A 23,011-nucleotide genomic window follows, 5' to 3' on the forward strand; every position below is an offset into this window, starting at 1 on the left:
CGACGCGAGTCACCCGTTCGGGCCATGGGGAGCGGGTAGGCTCGCTCATCAACGACTCGTACCGCATCCGCACCGCACCTGTTTTGAGGAGACCAAGGGATGACGCCCGGCAACAACGGCGCGAGCACGCCCGAGGACGACGACCCGTTCGGCTACCTGTACGCCGACGGGCAGGCCAACGGAGCCCAGCCGCCGTCCGGTGGGTACGGCTACCCGAACTCGGTCAACCGGGTGCGACCTGTCGGCACACGCCAGTACGGCCAGCAGTCCCCCGCAGTCGGCCAGTACGGCCAGTACGGCCAGCAGCAGCCGGCGCCCGGCGGCCCCGTACCGCAGCAGCAGGGCGCGCACGGCAGGCCCAGCGCGCACTACGCGGCACCGGAGACCTTCCCCGGCGGCGCCCCCACCGTCCAGCATCCGTCGCCCGGTGGCGGCGGCGGGCGGGGCCGCGGGCCCAACACCAAGGGTTTGCTGATCGGCGCCGTCGCGGTCGTCGCCGCGGTCGTCGTCGGCATCGGCATCGCCATGACCTCCAGCGACGGCGACGACGGCAAGGCCGACGGGGGGCCGTCGACGGCCCCGACCGCCGAGCAGAGCGCCGGGCCCAGCGAGACGGCCGGCAAGAACGGCGAGAACGAGACAGAGGTGCCGGCGCCGGTCGACGCCAAGGCGCTCCGCCTGGACGGCGGCGCCGTGACGGCCTCGGACGTCGAGGGCGCCCAGTCCGACGGCGGCTTCTACGTCACGAACCTCAACCAGCCCGGCTCCACGGTCACCTGGACCGTCGACGGCATCCCCAAGAACGGCGTCTACACGCTGTTCACCCGGTACAGCACCGCCGACGACGACCAGTCCATGAGCCTCACCGTCAACGGCAAGCCGTTCGGCAGCAAACTCAATCTGAGCAACTTCGCCCACGCCAAGGACGGCGACTTCGCCAAGGGCTGGACCCAGACCTTCGCGTGGCCGACCCTCACCGAGGGCACCAACACGATCTCCCTGTCCTGCCAGGCCGGCGACAAGTGCAACGTCCTGCTGGACCAGATGTGGCTGAAGGCCGGCAAGGTCGAGAAGTAGGCCCCAGGGCCGCCGCAGCGACTCCGGGCGGCCAGGGGCTGCCGGTTGGATCACCCCGGTGTCGCGGGGTCCGGCACGCACATCTGCCGCGTTGTCGTCGGTTGCCGACGCTCCGCGTCGACGCCCTCCTCCGCCTTGCAGCCGCACGCACCAGACCCCGCTCGGGTCGGCCGCGAAGCACCCTGTCTTACAGCCGGCCCGGTCCAAACGACAGGCCCTACGCCGCGTCGGCCTCCCGTGTCACCGACACCCGGGGCAGCAGCTCCTCGTAGGCGCGCCGGTCGAAGTCGCCCGCCGTCGGGGACAGGACCGTCGCCGTCGACAGGGCCACCGCGCGTGTCAGGCGGTCCGGCCAGGACAGGCCCTCCGCCAGCCCCGACAGCAGTCCCGCGCAGACCGAGTCGCCGGCGCCCGTCGGATTGCCGCGCACCGGAGCCGGCGGAGCCGCACGCCAGCGGCCCTCGTCGGTCAGCGCCAGCAGACCCCGCCCGCCCAGCGACGCGACCACGGTGCGCGCACCGCGGCGCCGGACGTCCCGCGTGGCCCGCAGCGGCTCGTGCGAGCCGGTCAGCTCGGCCAGCTCCTCCGCGTTCGGCTTCACGATGTCCGGCCGGGCCGCCACGCCCCTGCGCAGCGGTGCGCCGCCGGTGTCCAACAGGACCGGGACGCCCGCGGCCCTGGCCGCGCGCACCAGACCCGCGTACGCGCCGACCGGCACGCCCGGCGGCAGGCTGCCGCACAGGGCCACGGCCGACGCCGACGCCAGGAGACGCTCGTAGGTGGCCTGGAGGGCCGACCACTCTGCGGGTGAGACGGCCGGGCCCGGCTCGTTGAGCTGGGTCGTGGCGCCCGCCCTGCCGTCCACGACGGCGATCGTGCGGCGCGTCGTCCCTGCGACCGGCACCAGCTCGTCCAGCACGCCCGCCGTCCCGGCCAGCCGCTCGCGCACCGCGCGCCCGGTGGCGCCGCCCGCGAAACCCGTGACCGTCGCCCGGTGCCCGAGGGCAGCGAGGACCCGGGCCACGTTCAGGCCCTTGCCGCCGGGGCGCTCCGTCACCTCCGAGACCCGGTGGGAGGCGTGCGGCGTGAGCGCCGGGACCCGGTAGGTGATGTCGAGAGCGGTGTTCAGCGTGACCGTGAGGATCACCCGGGCCGACCTCCCGCTCGTGCGTGCCGATGCCGAATCCGTGCCGTTGCCGGTCCACGATCATGCCAAAGTCACGGCTGTCCTCCCAGACCCCGCCGGGCGTTCACCGTGGTCGTCCGGCCTCCGCGGTCGCCGCGGTCGCCGGCCGGTCCAGCCGGGGCTCCACCACCCATGCGCCGCGCCGCATGACGCCCGCCACGTCGAAGGCGTCGTCCAGCAGCACGAGGTCGGCGTCCTTGCCGGGTTCCAGGGAGCCGGTCCGGTCGGCGAGGCCGAGCAGGCGGGCGGGGTTCGCGGAGAGCGCCGCGACGACGTCCCCGACGGGCAGCCCGTCCACCGTCACCGCCCGCTTGAACGCGCGGTCCAGGGTGAGTGTGGAGCCGGCGATCGAACCGCCCTCCACCAGCCGGGCCACGCCGTCCGCGACCTCCACCTCCATCGAACCCAGCATGTAGCGGCCGTCGCCGAAGCCGGCCGCGTCCATCGCGTCGGTGATGAAGGCCACGCGGTCGCGGCCCGCGTGGTGGAAGGCCAGCCGCAGGGCCGCGGGGTGCAGGTGCGTGCCGTCGTTGATCAGCTCGACCGTGACCCGCTCGTCCTGCAGGAGGGCGGTGATCGGGCCGGGGGCGCGGTGGCCGATCGGCGGCATCGCGTTGAACAGGTGGGTGGCGACCGTGGCGCCCGCGTCGATCGCCGCGAGCGTCTGCTCGTACGTCGCGTCCGTGTGCCCGACGGCCGCGATCACGCCGTGCTCGGTGAGCAGCCGTACGGAGTCCAGGCCGCCCGGCAGTTCGGTGGCCAGGGTCATCATCCGGGCGTGGCCGTGCGCCGCGTCGATCAGCTTGCGCACCTCGGCCGGGTCGGGCTCGCGCAGCAGCTCCTCGTTGTGCGCGCCCTTGCGGCAGGGGGAGATGAACGGTCCCTCGAAGTGGATGCCGGCGATGTCGCCCTGCTGGGCCAGCTCCGCGAGCATCCCGGCGTGCCGGGCCAGGAAGTCCAGCTCGCCGGTGACGGCGGAGGCGACCACCGTGGTCGTGCCGTGCAGGCGGTGGGTGTGCACGCCCTTCAGGACGTCCTCGGCGGTGCCGCCGGCGAACGAAGCGCCGCCGCCGCCGTGGTTGTGGATGTCGACGAAGCCGGGGACCAGCCAGTGGCCGCTCACGTCCAGCACGTCGGCCCCGGGCGGTGCCGTGTCCGAGAGGCGCGTGCCGTCCACGATCACGCGGCCGTCGTCCACGGTCCCGGTGGGCAGTACCACCCGGGCACCGGCGAGAACCTTGCTTGCGGCCATCAGGTGGTTACCTCCGGGGGAGTCGCGGTCGCTGTCACGGTGGTGGTCGCGGGAGTTCGCGTGCCGAGCAGGTCCCAGGCGAGCAGCCCGGCGCCCAGGCAGCCCGCCGTGTCACCCAGCGCGGCGGGGACGATCTCCGGCAGCTTCTGGAAGGTGACGCGACGCCGGACCGCGTCCCGCAGGGGTGAGAACAAGGTTTCCCCCGCCTCGGCCAGCCCGCCACCGACGATCAGCGTGCGCGGGTCCAGCAGGGTGAGCGCGGTGACCAGGCCGTCGGCGAGCGCGTCCACCGCGTCCTGCCAGACCCGTACGGCGCGCTCGTCGCCGGCCACGACGGCCTTCGCGCAGCCGGCGGCGTCCGCGTCCGGGTCCCCGGACGTCTCGGCCCAGGCCTGGCTGACCGCCGCGGCCGACGCGTACCGCTCCAGACAGCCGTGCTGACCGCACGGACAGTCCAGGCCGCCCGGCCGTACGACGACATGGCCGATCTCGCCCGCGAAGCCGTGCGCGCCCGCCTCCACCCGGCCCTCGACGCCGATCGCGCCCGCGATGCCGGTGCCCAGCGCCACGAACAGGAACCGGTCCGCGCCCCGGCCCGCCCCGACCCGGCCCTCGGCCAGACCGCCGGTGCGCACGTCGTGCCCGAGGGCGACGGGCACCCCGCCGAGCCGCTCGGCGAGCAGCGCGCGCAGCGGTACGTCGCGCCAGCCGAGGTTGGCCGCGAACACGGCGACGCCGTTCGCGGCGTCCACGATGCCGGGAACGGCGACACCGGCCGCGGCGGCGGGGCCGCCGAGGTGTTCGGTGCCGTACGCGTGCAGTTCGGCGGCGAAGTCGAGGATGCCGGCCACGACCGCGTCCGCTCCGCGCTCGCGGCCGGTCGCCCGGCGGGCCCGGTGCAGCAGCTCGCCGTCCGCCCCGAGCAGGGCGGCCTTCATCCCGGTGCCGCCCACGTCGAGGGCGATGACATGTCTCACAGGGACAGTGTGGCCCCCTACCCGCAAGAGGTCTAGTCCACTTTCGTGTGGAGACCTTGTGCGCTGTCGGCAATCCTCACCAGGGGGCCGGTACGGCCCGTGCGGCCCGTGTGCGGCCGTACGCCCATGTGCGGCCGTGCGGCCTGCCCGCGGCCGGACCTCTGAAGGCCGCCGTGTCGGTGCCTCGCGTTAGCGTGGGCCGCATGGATGACGGCTCCGGAAGGGACGACGGTGTGGGGAGGGACGTCGGCTTGGGGACCCGGGAACAGGACATTCTCGCGCTGGAGCGGCGGGGGTTCTCCGGGCCCGGCGCGAAGGAGCGGGCCGTCCGGGAAGAGCTGGGGCTCGCGCCCGTCCGCTACTACCAGCTACTCAACGCCCTGCTCGACGATCCGCGCGCGCTGGCCCTCGACCCCGTGACCGTGAACCGGCTGAGACGCGTACGGGACGCTCGGCGCGCCGAGCGGTGACAGGCTCCTCCTGGTTAGGGTCGCCGTATGGGCAGCTCTACGGACTTCACGGAAACCGACCCCGCTCGGCCCCTGCCGACGCCCGCCACCGCGGCCGGGCGCAGTGGCCTCGACGCCATCCTCAAGCGGCCCGGCAAGGCCGTCGTCGCCCTCGACTTCGACGGGACGCTCGCGCCGATCGTCGCCGACCCTGAGCAGGCCAGGGCGCACCCGGACGCGGTGCCGGTGCTGGCCGCGCTCGCGCCGAAGCTGGCAGCCGTCGCGGTGATCACCGGGCGGCCCGCGGAGGTCGCCGTGCGCTACGGGGGTTTCGCGGGGGTCGCGGGGCTGGAGCACCTCGTGGTGCTCGGGCATTACGGCGCCGAGCGCTGGGAGGCCGCGAGCGGAGAACTCCTCGCGCCCGAGCCGCACCCCGGAGTCGGCAGGGCGCTGGAGGAGTTGCCGGCGCTGCTGGCGGGGGTGGCGGTGGCCGACGGCGCCGGAGTCGAGGAGAAGGGGCACGCCGTGGCCGTTCATACGCGGCGGGCCGACCGTCCGCAGGCGGCGTTCGAGGCACTGCGGTCGCCGTTGGCCGGGCTGGCGGCCCGGCACGGGCTGATCGTGGAGCCGGGGCGTCTGGTGCTGGAGCTTCGGCCGCCGGGGATGGACAAGGGCGTGGCGCTGACCGACTACGTGCGGTCCATCGGGGCGGAGTCCGTGCTGTACGGGGGCGACGACCTGGGGGACCTGCCCGCGTTCTCGGCCGTCGACCGGCTCCGGGAGGCGGGCACTCCGGGGCTTCTGGTGTGCAGCGGCAGCGACGAGGCGCCCGAGCTTCGGCGGCGTGCGGACGTGGTCGTGGACGGGCCGGCGGGCGTGGTGGGGCTGTTGGGGTCACTGGCGGCGCGCCTGGCGTGACGCCGGGCCGCCTCGGCTCGGTGGACGGCCCCGCCCGGCTCAGCCCCGCAACGCCTCCAGCTGGTCCAGGAACCACCGCGTGGGCGGCAGCGCCGTCGCCGCGGCCGACAACCGCTTCGCCCGCTCCCCCCGCTCACCCACCGGCATCGTCAACGCCTCGTGCAGCGCCCCCGCCGTTCCCACCACGTCGTACGGGTTCACCCCGATCGCGTCCTCGCCCAGCTCCTCGTACGCCCCGGCCTCCCGCGACAGCACCAGCGCGCAGCCGCCGTCGGACAGCAGCGGGACCTCCTTCGCCACGAGGTTCATGCCGTCCCGGATGGGGTTCACCAGGGCCACGTCGGCCAGCCGGTAGGCCGCCAGGGAGCGGGCGAAGTCGTCCTTCAGGTGCAGGACCACCGGTGTCCAACCGGGCGTGCCGAAGGACGAGTTGATCTCGTCGGCCACCCGCCGCACCTCCGCCATGTACTCCCGGTACACCGCGAGGTCCTGCCGCGACGGGTACGCGAAGGCGACGTGCGCCACCCGCTCCCGCCATTCCGGGTGGTCCGTCAGCAACTGCCGGTAGGCCAGCAGGCCCCGCACGATGTTCTTCGACAGTTCCGTGCGGTCCACCCGGACGATCGTGCGGCGCGGCGTGCCGTCGGGCGACGCGCCGATCTCCTCGCGCAGTCCCCGAAGACGTTCCTCGACGTCCGCCTCGTGGGCTCGCCCGCGCAGGAAGTCCGCGTCGACCCCCAGGCCGTGCACGCCGATCCGGGTGCCCCCGGTCCCGCCGGCGAACGCCTCGCAGCACGCCGTGAACGCGTCCGCCCAGCGGTGCGTGAGGAAGCCGAGGCGGTCGGCGCCCAGCATGCCCCGCAGCACCTGGGCGGCGATGTCGTCCGGCAGCATCCCGAAGTACTCCGGGGGCGCCCACGGCGTGTGCGAGAAGTGGCCGATCCTCAGGTCCGGGCGCAGTGCGCGCAGCAAACCCGGCACGAGGGTGAGGTGGTAGTCCTGGACCACCACCGACGCCCCCTGCGCCGCCTCCTGCGCCAGCGCCTCGGCGAAGGCCCGGTTGTACGTCTCGTACGACGTCCAGCGGCGGCGGAACTCCGCGTCGAAGACCGGTTCCAGCGGGGTCTGGTAGAGCATGTGGTGCACGAACCACAGCACCGAGTTCGCGATGCCGTTGTACGCGTCGGCGTGCACGTCCGCCGCGATGTCCAGCATCCGCACGCCCGGCTCGCCCACCCCGCGTCGTACCGCCTCGCGGTCGCCGTCGGACAGGGCCGAGCACACCCACAGCGCGTCCGCGTCGGAGCCGATCGCGGACAGGCCGGAGACCAGCCCGCCGCCACCGCGTTTCGCCCGAAGCGAACCGTCCTCGCCCACGTCGTACGAGACCGGGCCGCGGTTCGACGCGACCAGCACCCGGGCACCCTGAGCAGCAGTCTGCGGTGAAGCCATAAGCCTCAACCTAGCCCGGCCGGGAAACGCTCAAACGTACGGTTCGGCCGCGTGGCTCGTCGTGTACGGATGCCGTGCACGGCCCCGTGCCCGGCCTCCGGGCGCCGTCACGCGACCCGGCGTTCCGCGTACTCCGGGATCTCGATCATCGGCGGGCGCTCCTCCGTGTCGACCGGGAACGTGCGCGGCTCGAAGCCGTCCTCGCCCCGTTCGAACTGGGTGAGCACGGGGCGGACCAGGTGGCCGCGGGTCAGGCGGAGCTGGGCCGTGCGGTAGATCGCCGCCGACATGCGGCCCAGGGCCCGGCCGTCCTGGTGACGGTGCCTGCGGACGCCGACGTCGACCTGTGCCAGCGCGTCCAGGCCCACCAGGTGCAGGGCGTCGACGAGCATGCCCAGTTCCACGCCGTAGCCGACGGGGAACGGCAGTCGTTCCAGGAGGGCGCGGCGGGCCGCGTACTCGCCGCCCAGTGGCTGGACGAAGCCCGCCAGCCGCGGCCAGTGCATGTTCAGCAGCGGGCGCGCCATCAGCTCGGTGACCCGGCCGCCCTGGCCGTCCGCCGCGCCGAGCGGCCGGTCGTACATCGCCTTGACCAGGTCCACGCCGGGGTCCGTGAGCAGCGGGCCGACGGTGCCCGACACGAAGTCCGGGGAGAAGTCCCTGAGGTCGGCGTCGACGAAGCAGACGATGTCTCCCCGCGTCACGAGCAGCGAGCGCCACAGCACCTCGCCCTTGCCGGGCACCGCCGGGACGCGGGGCAGGATCTCGTCGCGGTGGACGACCCGCGCGCCCGCCCGTGCCGCCACCTGCGCGGTGCGGTCCGTGGAGGCCGAGTCGACCACGACGACCTCGTCCACGAGGGGTGCCTCACACATCAGGTCACGGCGGATCGTCGTCACGATCTCGCCGACCGTCTCCTCCTCGTTCAGCGCGGGCAGGACCACGCTGACCGTCTGGCCCGTGGCACGCTTCGCGGCCAGCAGCCGGTGGAGCGGGCGATCGGCGGCGGACCAGGAGCGTGCGGCCAGCCAGCGCTCGACTTCTTCCAGCACGGTCGAAAGGCTCCTTCGCGTTCTCTCGGCATTCGGTCGGCGAGCTCGGTGATCCATCTCGCGGTGCGGACGACTGTCTCGATCATCCGGGCTGTCGGTTACAGTCTTGAACAACGCGGATGACCATCGCATACCGGGGTCATCCCACCCGTCGTCCGCGTGATCAACAACCACATATTGCTCATCCAGAGGGGCAGAGGGAAACGGCCCGATGAAGCCCCGGCAACCCTCCAGCCGGTCTCGTAGATCATTGTCGATCGCCACCGCGAGGCTCCCGGCTAGGGAAGGTGCCAAATCCGTCTCACGGCGAGATGCGCCGTGAGGAAGATGAGGAGAAAGGGCCTCGCCTCACATGGCTGTGCAAACTGTCGCGAGCACCACGAATTCCGCCGCCGTAGACCTCGGCCCCGCCGCCGCGCTGTCCTGCCGCGAGTGCGGCCACCGCGTGCCCCTCGGCCCGGTATTCGCGTGCGAGGAGTGTTTCGGCCCGCTGGAGATCGCCTACGACTTCTCGGCGTACGACACCGAGGAACTGCGGAAGCGCATCACGGCGGGCCCCGCGAACATCTGGCGTTACGCCCCGCTGCTGCCCGTCCCCGCCGACGTGGCGGACAAGCCGAACATCAACCCCGGCTGGACCAAGCTCGTCCGGGCCGACAACCTCGCCCGCGAGCTGGGCGTGGACGCCGGCAAGCTCTTCGTCAAGGACGACTCCGGCAACCCGACCCACTCCTTCAAGGACCGCGTCGTCGCCCAGGCCATCGAGGCCGCCCGCGCCTTCGGCTTCACCACGCTGTCCTGCTCCTCCACCGGCAACCTCGCCGGTGCCGTCGGCGCCGCCGCCGCCCGCGCCGGTTTCCGGTCCTGCGTGTTCATCCCGCACGACCTGGAGCAGGGCAAGGTCGTCATGGCCGCGGTCTACGGCGGCGAGCTCGTCGGCATCGAGGGCAACTACGACGACGTGAACCGCTTCTGCTCCGAGCTGATCGGCGACCCGGCCGGCGAGGGCTGGGGCTTCGTCAACGTCAATTTGCGGCCCTACTACGCCGAGGGGTCCAAGACCCTCGCGTACGAGATCTGCGAGCAGCTCGGGTGGCGGCTGCCCGACCAGCTCGTCGTGCCCATCGCCTCCGGCTCCCAGCTGACGAAGATCGACAAGGGACTCAAGGAGCTCATCGGTCTCGGGCTCGTCGAGGACAAGCCGTACAAGATCTTCGGCGCGCAGGCCGAGGGCTGCTCGCCGGTGTCCGCCGCCTTCAAGGCCGGGCACGACGTCGTGCGCCCGCAGAAGCCGGACACCATCGCCAAGTCCCTCGCCATCGGCAATCCCGCCGACGGGCCGTACGTCCTCGACATCGCGCGGCGTACCGGCGGGGCCGTGGAGGACGTCACCGACGAGCAGATCGTCGACGCGATCAAGGTGCTCGCCCGCACCGAGGGCATCTTCGCGGAGACCGCCGGTGGCGTGACCGTGGGAGTCACCCGCAAGCTGATCGAGAACGGCGTCCTCGACCCGGCGCTGACGACCGTCGTCCTGAACACCGGCGACGGCCTCAAGACCCTCGACGCGGTGGCCGGCACCGGCCTCACCGCCACCATCCGCCCGAACCTGGACTCCTTCCGAGAGGCTGGCCTCGCATGAGCGTGACCGTTCGCATCCCCACCATCCTGCGCACCTACACCGGCGGGCGGGCCGAGGTCGCCGCCGAGGGCGCCACCCTCGGCGAGGTCATCACCGACCTGGAGAAGAACCACACCGGCATCGCCGCCCGCGTCCTCGACGACAAGGGCAGGCTGCGCCGCTTCGTGAACGTGTACGTCGACGACGACGACGTCCGCTTCGAGCAGGGCCTGGAGACCGCCACGCCCGACGGCGTCGGCGTCTCCATCATCCCGGCGGTGGCCGGCGGCTGCTGAGCCCCGCTCACGTCCCGTTCCCAGAATTGCCCTCTCCGCAAGGAGAAACGGAGAGGGCAATTCTGGAGGGTTGAACACGGTAGAGTTGGGGAACCGGCTGTGCTTCTTATGCCAAGTGCATATGTGCCCCGGTTCCGCAGGCGATAAGAAGTAGCCAAAGTGTGTGGTTTCTTTGTAACTTTCGCGCCTTTTGTGTGGCCCGACTTGCCCTGAATGCGGATGGATTCTCCCTTAGTTCCGGACCGCGGCCGTCCAGATTTCTCGTCCGATTGACCTGTTGCAGACGGCAGTTGTGCAGATACATTCGGCCGCGGTCGACGCGTTCCGGCGCACACCCCCACCGTGGCGGGTGAGGTCTGACCCGGGTTCGCGAAGTGCGGATCTGTGCAAGGGCCAGTAATAGGGGAGTTAGGCATGGCTCAGGGCACCGTCAAGTGGTTCAACGCGGAGAAGGGGTACGGCTTCATCGCGGTCGACGGTGGTGCGGATGTTTTCGTCCACTACAGCGCGATCCAGATGGACGGCTACCGCACCCTGGAAGAGGGCCAGCGGGTCGAGTTCGAGATCTCGCAGGGTCAGAAGGGCCCGCAGGCCGACATGGTCCGCGTCTCTGCCTGAACGCGCGCGACCAACCGCACACCGGTCTTCACGACGAAGGGTCCGTACCTCCGGGTACGGGCCCTTCGTCGTGCCCGGAACCGGCCGGGGGTCGTGCGTGCGCCGTGCGCGCGGCCGAGCGCCCTCCCGGGATCCCCCCGTGCTCGCGCCCCCGTCACCCGACCGCCACCTTCGACAAGCACCCGCCGCGCGAGCGCACCTTGCACTCTCGGGGGTCGAGTGCTAATCATTGGCGTTAGCACTCTGAAGGTGAGAGTGACAACGTAAGGACCGGGTCGGTGAGGCCCGCAGGCCGGGTGGGGAAGGAACCACCAGGCCGGCGAGCCGTCCGTCGCGGGCGCGGGCGCGGTCCGAAGGAATCACCCCCAGTCCTGGAGGGACCACTTCACATGGCCAAGATCATCGCGTTCGACGAGGAGGCGCGGCGCGGCCTCGAGCGCGGCATGAACCAGCTCGCGGACGCCGTCAAGGTGACGCTCGGCCCCAAGGGCCGCAACGTCGTCCTCGAGAAGAAGTGGGGCGCCCCCACGATCACCAACGACGGTGTGTCCATCGCCAAGGAGATCGAGCTCGAGGACCCGTACGAGAAGATCGGCGCCGAGCTGGTCAAGGAAGTCGCCAAGAAGACGGACGACGTCGCCGGTGACGGTACGACCACCGCGACCGTTCTCGCGCAGGCCCTGGTCAAGGAAGGCCTGCGCAACGTCGCGGCCGGTGCCAACCCGATGGCCCTGAAGCGCGGTATCGAGAAGGCCGTCGAGGCCGTCTCCGCCGCCCTGCTGGAGCAGGCGAAGGACGTCGAGACCAAGGAGCAGATCGCCTCCACGGCCTCCATCTCCGCCGCCGACACCCAGATCGGCGAGCTCATCGCCGAGGCCATGGACAAGGTCGGCAAGGAAGGCGTCATCACCGTCGAGGAGTCCCAGACCTTCGGTCTGGAGCTGGAACTCACCGAGGGTATGCGCTTCGACAAGGGCTACATCTCGGCGTACTTCGCCACCGACATGGAGCGTATGGAGGCCGTCCTCGACGACCCGTACATCCTGATCGCCAACTCGAAGATCAGCAACGTCAAGGACCTGCTGCCGCTCCTCGAGAAGGTCATGCAGTCCGGCAAGCCGCTGCTGATCATCGCCGAGGACGTCGAGGGCGAGGCCCTGTCGACGCTGGTCGTCAACAAGATCCGCGGCACCTTCAAGTCCGTCGCCGTCAAGGCCCCGGGCTTCGGCGACCGCCGCAAGGCCATGCTCGGCGACATCGCCATCCTCACGGGCGGCGAGGTCATCTCCGAGGAGGTCGGTCTCAAGCTGGAGAACGCCACCCTCGACCTGCTGGGCAAGGCCCGCAAGGTGGTCATCACCAAGGACGAGACCACCATCGTCGACGGTTCGGGCTCGGCCGACCAGGTCCAGGGCCGCGTGAACCAGATCCGCGCCGAGATCGAGAACAGCGACTCGGACTACGACCGCGAGAAGCTGCAGGAGCGCCTGGCGAAGCTCGCCGGCGGCGTCGCGGTCATCAAGGCCGGTGCCGCCACCGAGGTGGAGCTCAAGGAGCGCAAGCACCGCATCGAGGACGCCGTGCGCAACGCCAAGGCGGCCGTCGAGGAGGGCATCGTCGCCGGTGGTGGCGTGGCCCTGCTGCAGGCCTCCCAGGTCTTCGAGAAGCTGGAGCTCGACGGTGACGAGGCGACCGGCGCCAACGCCGTGAAGCTCGCGCTGGAGGCCCCGCTGAAGCAGATCGCCGTCAACGGTGGTCTCGAGGGCGGCGTCGTCGTGGAGAAGGTCCGCAACCTCACCGTCGGCCACGGTCTGAACGCCGCGACCGGTGAGTACGTCGACATGATCGCCGAGGGCATCATCGACCCGGCGAAGGTGACCCGTTCCGCTCTGCAGAACGCCGCCTCCATCGCCGCGCTGTTCCTCACCACCGAGGCCGTCATCGCCGACAAGCCGGAGAAGGCCGCCGCGCCCGCCGGTGGCGGCATGCCGGGCGGTGACATGGACTTCTGATCCTTCCGAGGATCGGACCCGTCCGTTCGTCTCACGACCGAGGGCGGCACTCCCCGTACGTCAGGGGGGTGCCGCCCTCGGGCGTGTTCCGGATCACGGGGTGCCCGGCGGGGTGGTGGAATGCCGTGCCCCGGGGTGTCGGTTGAGGGCAGTGTGCCATTGTATGCGTGTGCACATACCAGTCGGTCCGGCCCTGTCTCCGGGCCGCACCGGCGTCGACATCCGAGGAGTCCCCACATGGCCACCCCCGCCACCGAGACCACCGCCTCCCGCGCCGCCGAGATCCTCTCCCGCCCGGTCGGCATCAACGGCCTGACCGTCCCGAACCGCATCGCGATGGCACCCATGACCCGCATGTTCTCCCCGGGAGGCGTGCCCGGCGAGGACGTCGTGGCGTACTACGGGCGCCGCGCCGCCGCCGGTGTCGGCCTGATCATCACCGAGGGGACGTACGTCGGGCACGAGTCGGCCGGGCAGAGCGACCGCGTGCCGCGGTTCCACGGCGAGGAGCAGCTCGCGGGCTGGGCGAAGGTCGCCGACGCGGTGCACGCGGCGGGGGGCACGATCGTGCCGCAGCTGTGGCACATCGGCATGGTCCGCAGCGAAGGCGAGGCCCCGTACCCCGAGGCCCCGGCCGTCGGCCCGTCCGGGCTGCGCATCGGCGCCGTCGAGCCCACCGGCAGGACGATGACCCAGGCCGACCTGGACGCCGTGATCGGCGCCTTCGCGCAGGCCGCCGCCGACGCCGAGCGCATCGGCTTCGACGGCGTCGAGGTGCACGGCGCGCACGGCTACCTCGTCGACCAGTTCCTGTGGGCGGGCACCAACCGCCGTACCGACGCCTACGGCGGCGACCCGGTGGCGCGGACGAAGTTCGCCGCGGAGATCGTGGCCGCCGTCCGCGGTGCCGTCTCCCCCGGCTTCCCGGTCCTCTTCCGCTACTCGCAGTGGAAGCAGGACGCCTACGACGCCCGTCTGGCCGGGACCCCCGAGGAGCTGGAGGCGATCCTCGCCCCGCTCACCGCGGCCGGTGTCGACGCCTTCCACGCGTCCACGCGCCGCTACTGGGAGCCGGAGTTCGAGGGCTCGGACCTCAACCTGGCCGGCTGGACGAAGAAGCTCACCGGCCGGACCACCCTCACGGTCGGCTCGGTCGGCCTCAACGGTGACTTCATCAAGGCGTTCCAGGGGCAGGGGGCCGAGCTGGGCGACCTCGACAACCTGCTCGACCGGCTGGAGCGCGACGAGTTCGACCTGGTGGCCGTCGGGCGCGCCCTGCTCCAGGACCCGCTGTGGGCCCGCAAGGTCCTCGACGGGCGCCTGGACGAGCTGGCGCCGTACGACCCGGCGGCGTTGAAGACCCTGAGCTGAGGCGGGGCCCTACAGGTTGCCCATCGGTTCGGTGTCGGTCCGTACCGGCGTGCCCCACACGCGGACGACCTCGTAGTCGGTGAACTCGTGGACGAGGCGGTACGCCGTCGCCGCGCGGGGCGCGCGCCGCTGGGCGGCGATGTACGCCTCGGCCTCGCGGCGGTCCCGGCGCGGGGTGCCGCACAGCTGCCACTCGCGGCCGTTCCACAGCTCCGGCAGCCAGCGCTGCTGGGGCTGCGGCCGGTCCGCGCGGACGCCGTACCGGGACTGCGCGGGCTCCGCGGGCCGGGCCTGCGGAGCGCCGCCGGCGTACCCGGCACGGCGGGCCGCCCTGCGCCGCGTCTCGCACAGCAGGCACAGGTCGGGCGCGGCCGTGTCCACGGGACCGCTCGGGTGCTCGGGGCAGCGGGTGGTGGGCGTGCCACCGGTGACGCTCTCCTCCAGCAGGTCGAGCGCCCGCCGCAGGTCGGCCTTGACCTCGTGCAGCTTGGCGTCGGGCGTGTCGGCGGTCAGTGCCTCGCCGTGCTCCCCGAGCACACGGAGAGCACGGCCTAGGGCGGTGAGCTGGGCGTGGTTCATGGCGGGTCGGCTGCGTCCTCGGGCTGACGGTCGTTACGGCGCCCGGCGCGGTGGCGGGCGACACCAGACTCCGCGCATCGGGCGTGTTTGTCGATCCGGCGCCCGTCCGGGACACGGCCCGGCGCCCGTCCGGGACACGGCCCGGCGCCCGTCCGGGACACGGTCCGGCGCCCGTCCGGGCCCGGTCCGGCAGGGGGCCGGACCCGGTCCGGGGTGGGGTCAGTCCGCCGCCGGGTGCGCCAGTGCCCGCCGCAGGTGGCCGTCCGTCTCCGCCAGCAGGCGGGACGCCGTCGGGGCGTCGACGTCGGCGAGAATCGTCAGGATCGCGTTCTTCACCTCGCCGTCGGTGGCCGTCAGGGCCGCCTCGATCTCGCCGTCGGAGGCGCCCGTCGCCAGCCGCACGATGCGGCGGGAGCGGGCGCGCAGCTTCTCGTTGGAGGCGCGGACGTCGACCATCAGGTTCCCGTACGTCTTGCCCAGCCGGATCATCGTGATCGTCGAGATCATGTTGAGGACCAGCTTCTGCGCCGTGCCGGCCTTCAGCCGGGTGGAGCCGGTGACCAGCTCGGGGCCGACGACGACCTCGATGCCGTGCTCGGCGGCGGCGGCCAGCGCGCTGTCCGGGTTGCAGGCCAGGCCGATGGTCAGGGCGCCCAGCGCGCGGGCGTGCTCGACGGCGCCGACCGCGTACGGGGTGCGCCCGGACGCGGAGATGCCGACCACCGCGTCGGCGGCGCTCACCCCGATGGCGTCCAGGTCGGCGCGCGCGAACTCCCGGGAGTCCTCCGCGCCCTCCACGGACGTCACCATGGCCGACGGGCCGCCCGCGATCAGGCCGACGACCCGCGAGGGGTCCGTGTTGAAGGTGGGCGGGCACTCGGAGGCGTCCAGCACGCCCAGCCGGCCCGCCGTGCCCGCGCCCGCGTAGATCAGCCGCCCGCCGTCCGCCATCCGCTCGGCCACGGCGTCGATCGCGGCGGCGATCTGCGGCAGCCGCTCGGCGACGGCGGCGGGCACGGTGGCGTCCTCGCCGTTCATCAGGCGCGTGATGTCGAGGGTGGGCAGCCGGTCGATGTCGGCGAGTTCCGGACGGAACGCCTCGGTCGGCAGCGTCTCCAGCTGAGCTCTGAGGTGGTGGTTGTCGGACGTGGAGGAGGTCATGAAAGCGGCGGCTCTCTCGTGTCTCTCGTGCGTACGGCGGGGGGTGAGGGGTTGCGGGAGACGAGCAGGGGTGCGGGAGGTGAGCGGGCCCGGCCGGGCGGGTGCGCTCCCGCGGCCGGGCCCGGCCCAGGGGGTGTCTGACAGGTGAGCGCGGGCAGAGGAGCGGTGCCCGGTTCCTGCGGTCGCAGGGCGCCGGGGCGTCCTCGTGACGAAGCCGTGCGGGCGGTTCGGCAACGCGGCGAGCGTGCGTGCCGGTCACCGGGCCGCCGCGGACATGTGTCGGACACCCCCTAGCGTTGAGCGCCGCCACGCGGGAGGTGGCGGTGGGCCAGTGCCTCGTACGACGCGGACAGGGCGGGCGCGGCCGTCTCGTACGTCCGCTGCGCCACCCCGACGAACAGGCAGTCCACCACGAGGAGCTGGCTGGTCCGGGACGACATGGCCGCGGGACGCAGTTCGCTCTCGCGGGCCGTGGACGTGGTGAGGACGTGGTCCGCGTACTGGGTGACGGCGCTGTCGGGCCGGCCGGTGATCGCGATGGTGGTCGCGCCGTGCTCGAAGGCCACCCGCAGCGGCTCTATGACGTCGCCCGTCGAACCGGAGTGCGTGATCGCGATGGCCACGTCCCCGGAGCGCAGCTGCACCGCGTTGGTGACGGCGAGGTGCGGGTCGCTGTGCGCGTGCGCGATCAGCCCTATCCGCAGGAGCTTCTGCGTGAGGTCCTGCGAGACCAGCCCGGAGGCGCCCACGCCGTACACGTCGGTGCGGCGGGCCCCGGCCAGGGCGTTGACGGCCGCGCCGAGCTGCACGGTGTCCAGACCGGCCGCCGTGTCGGCGAGGGTCTGCTGCTCGTCGTAGGCGAGTTTGGCGACCACGTCGGCGATCGGGTCGTCCACCGCGATGTCCGTCGTGATCGCGGGCGCCCGGCCGGACTGCTGCTGCGCCGCCAGCCCGGCGAGGGCGAGGCGCAGGTCGCGGTAGCCGGGGTAGCCGAGCAGGCGGGCGGTGCGGACGACCGTGGCCTCGCTGGTGCCGGTGAGCTCGGCGAGGCCGGTGACCGTGAGCGCGGCGCAGCCGGCCGGGTCGCTCGCGACGGCCTCGGCGACGCGCTGCATGGAGCGGGTCATCGACGGCGCCAGCGTGCGTACCTTGGCGGCGAGGGCGGCGGGTGCGGGCGGGTTGGCACCGGAACCGCCGGGACCGCCGCGCTCGGTGGCGAAAATTTCCTTCACATGCTGGGTCACCACTGAAAGATATTTTCGGTTCGGCGGTCCGGTCAAGAGTGCGCACAATGGGTGCTATGAACCCCACCGGCAACCCCGTCACACCCTTGGAGCAGGCGTTGCACGCCGCACGCGCCCTGGTGCTCGCCGATCTGGTCGCGCGGGAGGTCGCCGAGGCGGACGTGGTCTCCCTGGTCGAGGAGTCGGTCACGCAGCGGCGCTGGTGGGTCGAGCAGTGGCCGGACGGCTCGGCGTACCTGGCCGGTCTGGTCGCCCAGGACGTGCAGGACGCGCTGCTCGACCGGTACGGCCGCTGGCCGCTGTGCCCGGTGTGCGGCTCGGGCGACCCGCACGCGCTGGACGTGGAACCCGAGCTGGGGCCCGACCCGCACTGGGTGTGTCACAAGGCGGGCGTGAAGGTCGCCGCCGTGGGCGCGCTGGGCGGGACGGCCGCCTCCGGGGCGTCCGGCGGGTCCGCCGACGGGACGCCGTCCTCGTGACGGTCTACATCGACCCGCCGACCTGGCCCGGACATGGCCGGATGTGGTCCCACCTGGTCAGCGACGTGTCGTTCGCGGAACTGCACGCCTTCGCCGAACGGCTCGCCGTCCCGCGCCGCGCCTTCGAGCGGGACCACTACGACATCCCCTCGCACCGGTACGCGGACGCGGTGGCCGCCGGCGCGGTCGAGGTCAGCAGCCGGGACGTGGTGCGGCTGCTGACCGGGGCGGGCCTGCGCAGACCGAAGGGGCGGGCCTAGCGACCGGCCCCGGCCGACGGGGCGACTGGCGGCGGGCGGTCGGCGGGGCGGCGGGCTTGGCGGGGGCCTTGACCGGGTTGCGCCACGCCTCGACCCCGCGTCCTCCTCGCCTCGGCGCGGATCACCTCAGTTCTCGACAGACGGTGTCTGCAGTTGGGCCAGAGACCATGTCCGTGAACACGGCCAAGTGCGAGAGCATGCGTGTCCTCTGCGGGAATGCTTCGCGGCGTTCGGCTTCTGACGGGTAGGGGCGTCCGTGGACGAGGCGGCCGTGATCTGTCCACTCCCCCTGCAATGCGGTGCGCGGCCCGGCCGCCGGGCCCGGGTCGGGGCCGGGCCTCAGCCGCAGAGGGCGTGCAGCTCGTACGCGTGGTTCCCCTCGTGTTCCTCCTCCGTCAGGCGCCGGAAGCCGGAGCGTTCCAGCACGTGCTGGGAGGGCAGGTTGCCCACCCCGACCTGGGCGCTGATCACCCGAACGGCGTCCTGCGCGAGAGCCCACGCCGACAGGGCGCGCACCGCCTCCGTCATGTAGCCGTGGCCGCGGGCGGGTTCCACGAGGTCGTAGCCGATCTCGACGCGGCCCGCCTCGTCCGGCGCGCCGTGGAAGCCGAGGGCGCCGAGCGCCACGTCGTCCTCGTGCCGTACGAGCGCGAACATGCCCCACTCGGGCCGGTGCGTGCCCGTCGCGTACTGCTTGGTCACCACGAGATCGGCACCGACGCGCGTGCCCTCGGCCGGGCCCGCGCCGAGCCAGTCGAAGCCGCCCGTGCCGCCCGCGGCGAGATCGGCGGCGGAGGCGGGCGTGACGCCCTCCAGGGCGAGCCGGTCGGCGGGGACGACGAGGTTGTTGCACCAGCGCCACTCGGTGACCGGTTCGCGGCCGGGCAGGTCGGCGCGGCCGGTCGCCCACAGCAGGGTCTGCCAGGGGTCGGCGTCCGGACGGACGTGCGGGAAGATCCGCTCGAGGACGAACCGGCTCAGGCCGGCGGGCGGTTCGTGGGCGAGACCCAGTCCCCGCGCCATGTCGTGCGTGTGCAGCAGGACCTCGGCGACGCCCATCGCGGCGAAGCCCTCGCGGTTCGCGCTGCGGAACGGATAGGGGTGGAAGGCACGCGCCGAGCGGGGGGCGGTGCGCACGGCGGCGGCGAGCAGGGCGCCCGTCGCCTCGACGACGCCCAGGAGCCCGGCGTTGTCGGTGCCCTCGTCCGGGGTGAGCTCGAAGGGCACGTACGCGGACTGCGCCCGGCCCGCGAGGTTCGCCGCGTACGCGATCAGGTCGTCGGCGACGTGGATCACCGTGCGGCGGCAGTCCCACTCCAGGCGCCCGGCCCGTACCGCGGCCCAGTCCTGTTCCGTCGCCCGCCGCAGCAGCGCCACGCTGCTCGCGACGGCCTCGTCCACCTGGTCCGCGCCCGTTGCCATGCCCGTGTTCCCGCCCGCGTCTGCCATGCCGGGCAGGTTACGGGGCCGTCTCCGGTCCGGGCGACAGGATTTCCAGCTCGGCGGTGAGGTTGTGGCGCGCGGTCACTTCCCACCTCTCCCGGCCGTACGGGGTGTGGAACAGGCGGGGCAGGGCCAGGAGTTGGCGCAGGATCGCGGAACGGCCCGCGCGGAAGGCGTCGTTCGGCACGAAGTGGTACTCCTCGCGGACGGCGGCCGTGTAGGCGGCGTACGCGGACGGCGGCGCCGCGAGGATCGCCAGGTCGGCGTCGCACAGCACCTGGCCGTCGCGGTCGTCGTCCGCCGGGTCGTGTCCGGTGGTCAGCCGGACCAGCCGGGCCACCTCGGCGGTCTTCGCGGCGGACACCCCGGCCTCAGGGAGCGCGCGCTCGGCGAGCCGCGCCGACCGCTCCTCGTTCTCGGAGCGCTCGGGCCGGTACACGGCGTCGTGGAACCACGCGGCGAGCCGTACGAGGTCCGGGTCGTCCGCGTACGGCTCCAGCACGTCGACGTGATCGAGGACGGCGGTGAGGTGCGTGAGCGTGTGGTAGCGGCGCTGCGGCTCCCGCCAGCGCTCCAGCAGGTTGTCGGCGTACGGCACCGGGTCCGGGTCCCTGTGCCGGCCGAGCGGGCCGAGTCGGTCGGCGGACCCGCGGGCTCCTTCCAGGGCGCGGGCGAAACGGGTACGGAGGGCGTCGAGGTCGGGCATGGGGCCATTGTTCACTCGGTGTGCTCCCGCGAGCCTCGCCTCGCAGACAGGGAAGTTGAAGTTCCGCTCACGGCGGGGCGTGGCGTGCGTGGCGGGGTCGGCGGCGGGCTCGCGCGGTGGCCCGACGGCGGCGGCGCCGGGCCGCCGATGCGGCCGTGTGTGCCGTGTGCCGTGTGCCGCGACGTGGCGTGCGGACGAAGGCGCTCAGTGGCCGGACGGGCCGGGTCGCCCCGGCGGCGGTTCCCGACCGCCGCGGCGCGTGCCGGGGACGCCGGACGGGCCGGCCGCACGCGCGGCCGGCCCGTCGTGAGGGCGTGCCTCAGCACATGGTGGGGCGCATCACCTCGTACGCGCTGGCCCAGTTGGCGCACCCGGCGGGGGAGTGCCCGTACCAGTTGTGCCCGAACTCGTGCGCGGCGAGCAGCGCGAAGTCGTTCACCAGCGTGGACAGCATGATTCTGTCGCCCGCGCCCCAGTTGCAGCCGACCACGAGGCCGGAGCCGCAGCCCTGGACGTAGCCGCCGGTGCACTCCACCGGAGTCCCGCTGGAGGCCGTCTCGACCGCGCCGCCCCAGTAGTTGGCGCCCTGGCGGATCTGGCTCTCCCGGCCGCCGCAGGAGGCGGTGATGTGGTAGTTCCAGGCGGATGCCCTGACCCCGCCGTCCTCGGGGGCGGGCGCAAGCTCCTTGGCGCTCGGGTCTTCTCCGGTCCGGTACCCGCCGACCGGCGTATCGGCCTGGGTCGCCCGGGCGGTGACGGAGCGGACGTCACCGTTCCCGGCGGCGGCGGCCGAAGTCACCGGGACCGCGAGGACCAGGGTCGCCGCCACGGCGGCACCCGCCAGTCGGCGTATTAGCGTGAACATGACAATCCTCCTTGTCGAGGGCGGCGCATACCCGCTCCGGCATGACCTGCCGAGGGGTACCGCCGCGATGCCTGGTGCCGAAAGACCCGGGATGCCGACGGCCCCGAACGCACCACAGGGGCCCGCACCCGTATTCCCGGGTCACCTCATGCGCACGTGCACAGGAACGCCACGCGCGACCGGCGAACCTCGCCGTCTCGAACGGAGCCGCACCGGGAAAGCCATGGGCGGACCCGGTGCCGGATTCTGAACCATTCTGACGGCGACCCGACGTGCGTCAACCGGCGCTTTCGGACAAGGAAGCCGGGATTCCGGTCATGGCGGGTCGTGACGTGCGTCTCTGTGTCGGTGGCGGGCTCGCGCGGTGGCTTGATGGCGGCGCCGGGCCGTCGACGCGGACGTGTGCCGTGCCCCGGGCCGGTGGCGAGAGGGCGAGGGCCCGGAGGAGTGTTCTAGCGTGAACGCATGACTTCTGCAGACGTGCACGACGTACGGGACCCCGGACTGCCCGGCCGGCTTCTGGCCGTCGAGCGTGACGAGTTGATTCCGTGGCTGCGGTCGCTGGGCGACGCGGACTTCGCGCGGATGACCAGGGCGTGTCCCGGCTGGACGGTGCGGGACGTGCTCGCGCACTGTTCGGCCGCGCTGACGCGGGTGGTGGAGAACCGTTTCGAACCGGGTGTGTTCTCGCCCGAGTCGAACGACCGGGACATCGCCGAGCGGGCCGGATGGACCCACGCGCGGGTGGTGGACGAACTGGAGCGCGGCATGACCGGGGCCGGGCCGGTCATCGCGAAGGGGGACGGACGGCTCGACCGCCTCGCGCTCGGCGAATGGGTGCACGCCGGCGACGTGCGGGACGTCCTCGGGGTGCCGGGGGCGTACACCGGGGCGGGGCTGCCGTACGCGCTTGAGCTGCTGGCCCGTGTGACGCGGGAGCGGGGACATCTGGCCGTGCACGCCGACCTGGACGACACGGACGAGCCGGTGCTGCTGGGCGAGCCGAGCGGGGAGCGGCCGCCGGCCCGCTACCTCGGCAGCGCCGCCACGCTGGTCCGGCTGTGCACGGGGCGGCCGGTCGACGGGGACGGCTTCGAGCTGGCCGGGGTGGAGGCGGCGCGGCTGAACATCTACGGGGGGTGAAATCGATCTCCGGCCGGGCGGCGTAGTCTAAATTGGACTAGACCTGTAGTCGTCCCTTGAATCGGCCGTCCAACGAATGGGGTGCCATGAGCAAGCGTGCAGTCCTGGAGGTGATCGCCCTCGACGTCGAGGACGCCGTCGCCGCCCGGGCCGGAGGCGCGGACCGCCTCGAGCTGGTCACCGACATGGCGGCCGACGGGCTCACCCCGCCGGTCCGCACCGTCGCCGCCGTCCGCGAGGCCGTCGGCATCCCGCTGCGGGTGATGCTGCGCCTCGCGGACGGTTTCGCGGCGGGGGACGTCGAGCGCCTCGTGGCGGTGGCTGGGGAGCTGCGGGCGGCGGGAGCCGAGGAGTTCGTCCTCGGGTTCCTGCGCGCCGACGGCGAGGCCGACGCGGAGGGCGGCGTGGACGGCGACGTGGATCTGCCCGCTCTGGAACGGGTCGTCGAGGCGCTGGAGGGCTGCCGGTGGACCTTCCACCGGGCCATCGACCGGGCCGCCGACCGCGACGCGCTGCGCAAGCAGCTCGCCGACCAGCCCGGCCTCGACACATATCTGACCGCCGGTTCACCGGCCGGTGTCGACGACGGGCTCCCCACACTGCTCGCCGAGGCGGCCCGGCGCGGGGAGCCGGGGTACGAGCAGCAGCTCCTGGTGGGCGGCGGGCTGCGGCTCGACCACGTGCCGCGACTGCTGGCCGCGGGCATCGACGGCTTCCACATCGGCGGGGCCGCCCGGCCGGACGGCTGGGACGGCCCCGTGTCGGCCGAGGCCGTGGCGCAGTGGCGGCGCTTGCTGGACGGGACCTGACCTCCGGAGGCCCCGCCTTCCGTGCCCCGGCTTTTGGGTGG

The 23,011-nt window shown here is 73.0% G+C and carries 23 protein-coding genes and 1 riboswitch; of the genes, 12 read left to right on the forward strand and 11 right to left on the reverse strand.

Going from position 1 to position 23,011, the window contains the following annotated elements:
- The first annotated feature begins 99 nt into the window (after positions 1 to 99).
- Positions 100 to 1,077 (forward strand): carbohydrate-binding protein, encoded by a 978-nt coding sequence (locus ABZ354_RS07040; RefSeq protein ID WP_358653800.1) that lies wholly within the window; start codon positions 100 to 102, stop codon positions 1,075 to 1,077.
- Positions 1,078 to 1,294: 217 nt separating this feature from the next.
- Here the strand turns inward: ABZ354_RS07040 and ABZ354_RS07045 are convergent, their stop codons facing one another.
- The 3 genes from ABZ354_RS07045 to ABZ354_RS07055 form a co-directional block, all read right to left on the reverse strand.
- Positions 1,295 to 2,224, reverse strand: a complete 930-nt coding sequence (locus ABZ354_RS07045) for a 1-phosphofructokinase family hexose kinase (RefSeq protein ID WP_358653802.1) — start codon at positions 2,222 to 2,224, stop codon at positions 1,295 to 1,297.
- 103 nt (positions 2,225 to 2,327) lie between these two features.
- Entirely contained in the window at positions 2,328 to 3,515 is a 1,188-nt protein-coding gene (nagA, locus tag ABZ354_RS07050) for an N-acetylglucosamine-6-phosphate deacetylase (RefSeq protein WP_358653804.1), read from the reverse strand.
- Entirely contained in the window at positions 3,515 to 4,492 is a 978-nt protein-coding gene (locus ABZ354_RS07055) for an ROK family protein (RefSeq protein ID WP_358653806.1), read from the reverse strand. The genes nagA and ABZ354_RS07055 overlap by 1 nt, the downstream gene beginning before the upstream one ends.
- Positions 4,493 to 4,695: 203 nt before the next feature.
- Between ABZ354_RS07055 and ABZ354_RS07060 the strand changes: the two genes are divergently transcribed.
- Positions 4,696 to 4,962, forward strand: coding sequence for a DUF3263 domain-containing protein (locus tag ABZ354_RS07060; RefSeq protein ID WP_358653808.1), 267 nt, complete (start codon positions 4,696 to 4,698; stop codon positions 4,960 to 4,962).
- Positions 4,963 to 4,989: 27 nt separating this feature from the next.
- Entirely contained in the window at positions 4,990 to 5,859 is an 870-nt protein-coding gene (otsB, locus tag ABZ354_RS07065) for a trehalose-phosphatase (protein ID WP_358653810.1), read from the forward strand.
- Between the two features lie 39 nt (positions 5,860 to 5,898).
- Here otsB and ABZ354_RS07070 read toward each other — a convergent pair whose 3' ends face one another.
- Entirely contained in the window at positions 5,899 to 7,311 is a 1,413-nt protein-coding gene (locus tag ABZ354_RS07070; RefSeq protein WP_358653812.1) for a trehalose-6-phosphate synthase, read from the reverse strand.
- A gap of 107 nt (positions 7,312 to 7,418) precedes the next feature.
- A complete protein-coding gene (locus ABZ354_RS07075) occupies positions 7,419 to 8,363 on the reverse strand; it encodes a glucosyl-3-phosphoglycerate synthase (RefSeq protein ID WP_358653814.1) in 945 nt (314 codons plus the stop codon).
- A gap of 178 nt (positions 8,364 to 8,541) precedes the next feature.
- Positions 8,542 to 8,697, forward strand: a riboswitch (SAM riboswitch).
- A gap of 18 nt (positions 8,698 to 8,715) precedes the next feature.
- Here ABZ354_RS07075 and thrC point away from each other — a divergent pair.
- From thrC to ABZ354_RS07100, 5 genes are all read left to right on the forward strand, one after another.
- Positions 8,716 to 10,005 (forward strand): threonine synthase, encoded by a 1,290-nt coding sequence (gene thrC, locus ABZ354_RS07080; protein ID WP_358653816.1) that lies wholly within the window; start codon positions 8,716 to 8,718, stop codon positions 10,003 to 10,005.
- Positions 10,002 to 10,280 (forward strand): MoaD/ThiS family protein, encoded by a 279-nt coding sequence (locus ABZ354_RS07085; RefSeq protein ID WP_358653817.1) that lies wholly within the window; start codon positions 10,002 to 10,004, stop codon positions 10,278 to 10,280. Before thrC ends, ABZ354_RS07085 begins: the two co-directional genes overlap by 4 nt.
- A gap of 414 nt (positions 10,281 to 10,694) precedes the next feature.
- Positions 10,695 to 10,898, forward strand: coding sequence for a cold-shock protein (locus ABZ354_RS07090; protein ID WP_010035953.1), 204 nt, complete (start codon positions 10,695 to 10,697; stop codon positions 10,896 to 10,898).
- Between the two features lie 389 nt (positions 10,899 to 11,287).
- Positions 11,288 to 12,910, forward strand: a complete 1,623-nt coding sequence (gene groL / locus ABZ354_RS07095; RefSeq protein WP_358653819.1) for a chaperonin GroEL — start codon at positions 11,288 to 11,290, stop codon at positions 12,908 to 12,910.
- 237 nt (positions 12,911 to 13,147) lie between these two features.
- Positions 13,148 to 14,281, forward strand: coding sequence for an NADH:flavin oxidoreductase (locus ABZ354_RS07100; RefSeq protein WP_358653821.1), 1,134 nt, complete (start codon positions 13,148 to 13,150; stop codon positions 14,279 to 14,281).
- Positions 14,282 to 14,290: 9 nt separating this feature from the next.
- On the opposite strand, the gene ABZ354_RS07105 is transcribed toward ABZ354_RS07100, so the two are convergent.
- From ABZ354_RS07105 to ABZ354_RS07115, 3 genes are all read right to left on the reverse strand, one after another.
- Positions 14,291 to 14,860, reverse strand: a complete 570-nt coding sequence (locus ABZ354_RS07105) for a hypothetical protein (protein WP_358653823.1) — start codon at positions 14,858 to 14,860, stop codon at positions 14,291 to 14,293.
- A gap of 219 nt (positions 14,861 to 15,079) precedes the next feature.
- On the reverse strand, positions 15,080 to 16,021 hold the full coding sequence (murQ, locus tag ABZ354_RS07110; RefSeq protein WP_358653825.1) for an N-acetylmuramic acid 6-phosphate etherase: 942 nt from the start codon (positions 16,019 to 16,021) through the stop codon (positions 15,080 to 15,082).
- A 290-nt stretch (positions 16,022 to 16,311) separates the two neighbouring features.
- Complete coding sequence (locus tag ABZ354_RS07115; RefSeq protein ID WP_358653827.1) at positions 16,312 to 17,265, reverse strand: MurR/RpiR family transcriptional regulator; 954 nt, start codon at positions 17,263 to 17,265, stop codon at positions 16,312 to 16,314.
- Positions 17,266 to 17,321: 56 nt separating this feature from the next.
- On the opposite strand from ABZ354_RS07115, the gene ABZ354_RS07120 reads away from it, so the two are divergent.
- Together ABZ354_RS07120 and ABZ354_RS07125 are read left to right on the forward strand one after the other, a co-directional pair.
- Complete coding sequence (locus ABZ354_RS07120) at positions 17,322 to 17,744, forward strand: hypothetical protein (protein WP_358653828.1); 423 nt, start codon at positions 17,322 to 17,324, stop codon at positions 17,742 to 17,744.
- Positions 17,741 to 18,004 carry a DUF4031 domain-containing protein gene (locus tag ABZ354_RS07125; RefSeq protein WP_358653830.1) on the forward strand — a complete coding sequence of 88 codons (264 nt, stop codon included), beginning with the start codon at positions 17,741 to 17,743 and terminating at the stop codon, positions 18,002 to 18,004. The genes ABZ354_RS07120 and ABZ354_RS07125 overlap by 4 nt, the downstream gene beginning before the upstream one ends.
- A 339-nt stretch (positions 18,005 to 18,343) precedes the next feature.
- On the opposite strand, the gene ABZ354_RS07130 is transcribed toward ABZ354_RS07125, so the two are convergent.
- The 3 genes from ABZ354_RS07130 to ABZ354_RS07140 all read right to left on the reverse strand — a co-directional run bounded on the left by ABZ354_RS07130 (position 18,344) and on the right by ABZ354_RS07140 (position 21,018).
- Positions 18,344 to 19,453 carry a GNAT family N-acetyltransferase gene (locus tag ABZ354_RS07130; RefSeq protein WP_358653832.1) on the reverse strand — a complete coding sequence of 370 codons (1,110 nt, stop codon included), beginning with the start codon at positions 19,451 to 19,453 and terminating at the stop codon, positions 18,344 to 18,346.
- A gap of 10 nt (positions 19,454 to 19,463) precedes the next feature.
- Positions 19,464 to 20,153, reverse strand: coding sequence for a hypothetical protein (locus tag ABZ354_RS07135; RefSeq protein ID WP_358653834.1), 690 nt, complete (start codon positions 20,151 to 20,153; stop codon positions 19,464 to 19,466).
- Between the two features lie 319 nt (positions 20,154 to 20,472).
- The gene (locus ABZ354_RS07140; RefSeq protein ID WP_358653835.1) at positions 20,473 to 21,018 is read right to left on the reverse strand and encodes a hypothetical protein; all 546 of its coding nucleotides are present in this window, start codon (positions 21,016 to 21,018) and stop codon (positions 20,473 to 20,475) included.
- Positions 21,019 to 21,483: 465 nt separating this feature from the next.
- On the opposite strand from ABZ354_RS07140, the gene ABZ354_RS07145 reads away from it, so the two are divergent.
- Together ABZ354_RS07145 and ABZ354_RS07150 are read left to right on the forward strand one after the other, a co-directional pair.
- Positions 21,484 to 22,161, forward strand: a complete 678-nt coding sequence (locus tag ABZ354_RS07145; RefSeq protein WP_358653837.1) for a maleylpyruvate isomerase family mycothiol-dependent enzyme — start codon at positions 21,484 to 21,486, stop codon at positions 22,159 to 22,161.
- An 86-nt stretch (positions 22,162 to 22,247) separates the two neighbouring features.
- Positions 22,248 to 22,970, forward strand: coding sequence for a copper homeostasis protein CutC (locus ABZ354_RS07150; RefSeq protein WP_358653839.1), 723 nt, complete (start codon positions 22,248 to 22,250; stop codon positions 22,968 to 22,970).
- Positions 22,971 to 23,011: the final 41 nt, after the last annotated feature.

It is taken from the genome of Streptomyces sp. NPDC005925, from assembly GCF_040638805.1.
In the GTDB taxonomy this organism is placed as follows: domain Bacteria; phylum Actinomycetota; class Actinomycetes; order Streptomycetales; family Streptomycetaceae; genus Streptomyces.

Bases quoted from the DNA above. Each gene is read 5' to 3' on its own strand.
- otsB (WP_358653810.1), top strand. From the start codon at position 4,990: ATGGGCAGCTCTACGGACTTCACGGAAACCGACCCCGCTCGGCCCCTG.
- ABZ354_RS07085 (WP_358653817.1), top strand. From the start codon at position 10,002: ATGAGCGTGACCGTTCGCATCCCCACCATCCTGCGCACCTACACCGGC.
- ABZ354_RS07100 (WP_358653821.1), top strand. From the start codon at position 13,148: ATGGCCACCCCCGCCACCGAGACCACCGCCTCCCGCGCCGCCGAGATC.
- ABZ354_RS07120 (WP_358653828.1), top strand. From the start codon at position 17,322: ATGAACCCCACCGGCAACCCCGTCACACCCTTGGAGCAGGCGTTGCAC.
- nagA (WP_358653804.1), bottom strand. From the start codon at position 3,515: ATGGCCGCAAGCAAGGTTCTCGCCGGTGCCCGGGTGGTACTGCCCACC.
- ABZ354_RS07150 (WP_358653839.1), top strand. From the start codon at position 22,248: ATGAGCAAGCGTGCAGTCCTGGAGGTGATCGCCCTCGACGTCGAGGAC.
- ABZ354_RS07090 (WP_010035953.1), top strand. From the start codon at position 10,695: ATGGCTCAGGGCACCGTCAAGTGGTTCAACGCGGAGAAGGGGTACGGC.
- thrC (WP_358653816.1), top strand. From the start codon at position 8,716: ATGGCTGTGCAAACTGTCGCGAGCACCACGAATTCCGCCGCCGTAGAC.
- murQ (WP_358653825.1), bottom strand. From the start codon at position 16,021: ATGACCTCCTCCACGTCCGACAACCACCACCTCAGAGCTCAGCTGGAG.
- ABZ354_RS07130 (WP_358653832.1), bottom strand. From the start codon at position 19,453: ATGGCAGACGCGGGCGGGAACACGGGCATGGCAACGGGCGCGGACCAG.
- ABZ354_RS07070 (WP_358653812.1), bottom strand. From the start codon at position 7,311: ATGGCTTCACCGCAGACTGCTGCTCAGGGTGCCCGGGTGCTGGTCGCG.
- ABZ354_RS07060 (WP_358653808.1), top strand. From the start codon at position 4,696: ATGGATGACGGCTCCGGAAGGGACGACGGTGTGGGGAGGGACGTCGGC.
- ABZ354_RS07135 (WP_358653834.1), bottom strand. From the start codon at position 20,153: ATGCCCGACCTCGACGCCCTCCGTACCCGTTTCGCCCGCGCCCTGGAA.
- groL (WP_358653819.1), top strand. From the start codon at position 11,288: ATGGCCAAGATCATCGCGTTCGACGAGGAGGCGCGGCGCGGCCTCGAG.
- ABZ354_RS07105 (WP_358653823.1), bottom strand. From the start codon at position 14,860: ATGAACCACGCCCAGCTCACCGCCCTAGGCCGTGCTCTCCGTGTGCTC.
- ABZ354_RS07140 (WP_358653835.1), bottom strand. From the start codon at position 21,018: ATGTTCACGCTAATACGCCGACTGGCGGGTGCCGCCGTGGCGGCGACC.
- ABZ354_RS07145 (WP_358653837.1), top strand. From the start codon at position 21,484: ATGACTTCTGCAGACGTGCACGACGTACGGGACCCCGGACTGCCCGGC.
- ABZ354_RS07040 (WP_358653800.1), top strand. From the start codon at position 100: ATGACGCCCGGCAACAACGGCGCGAGCACGCCCGAGGACGACGACCCG.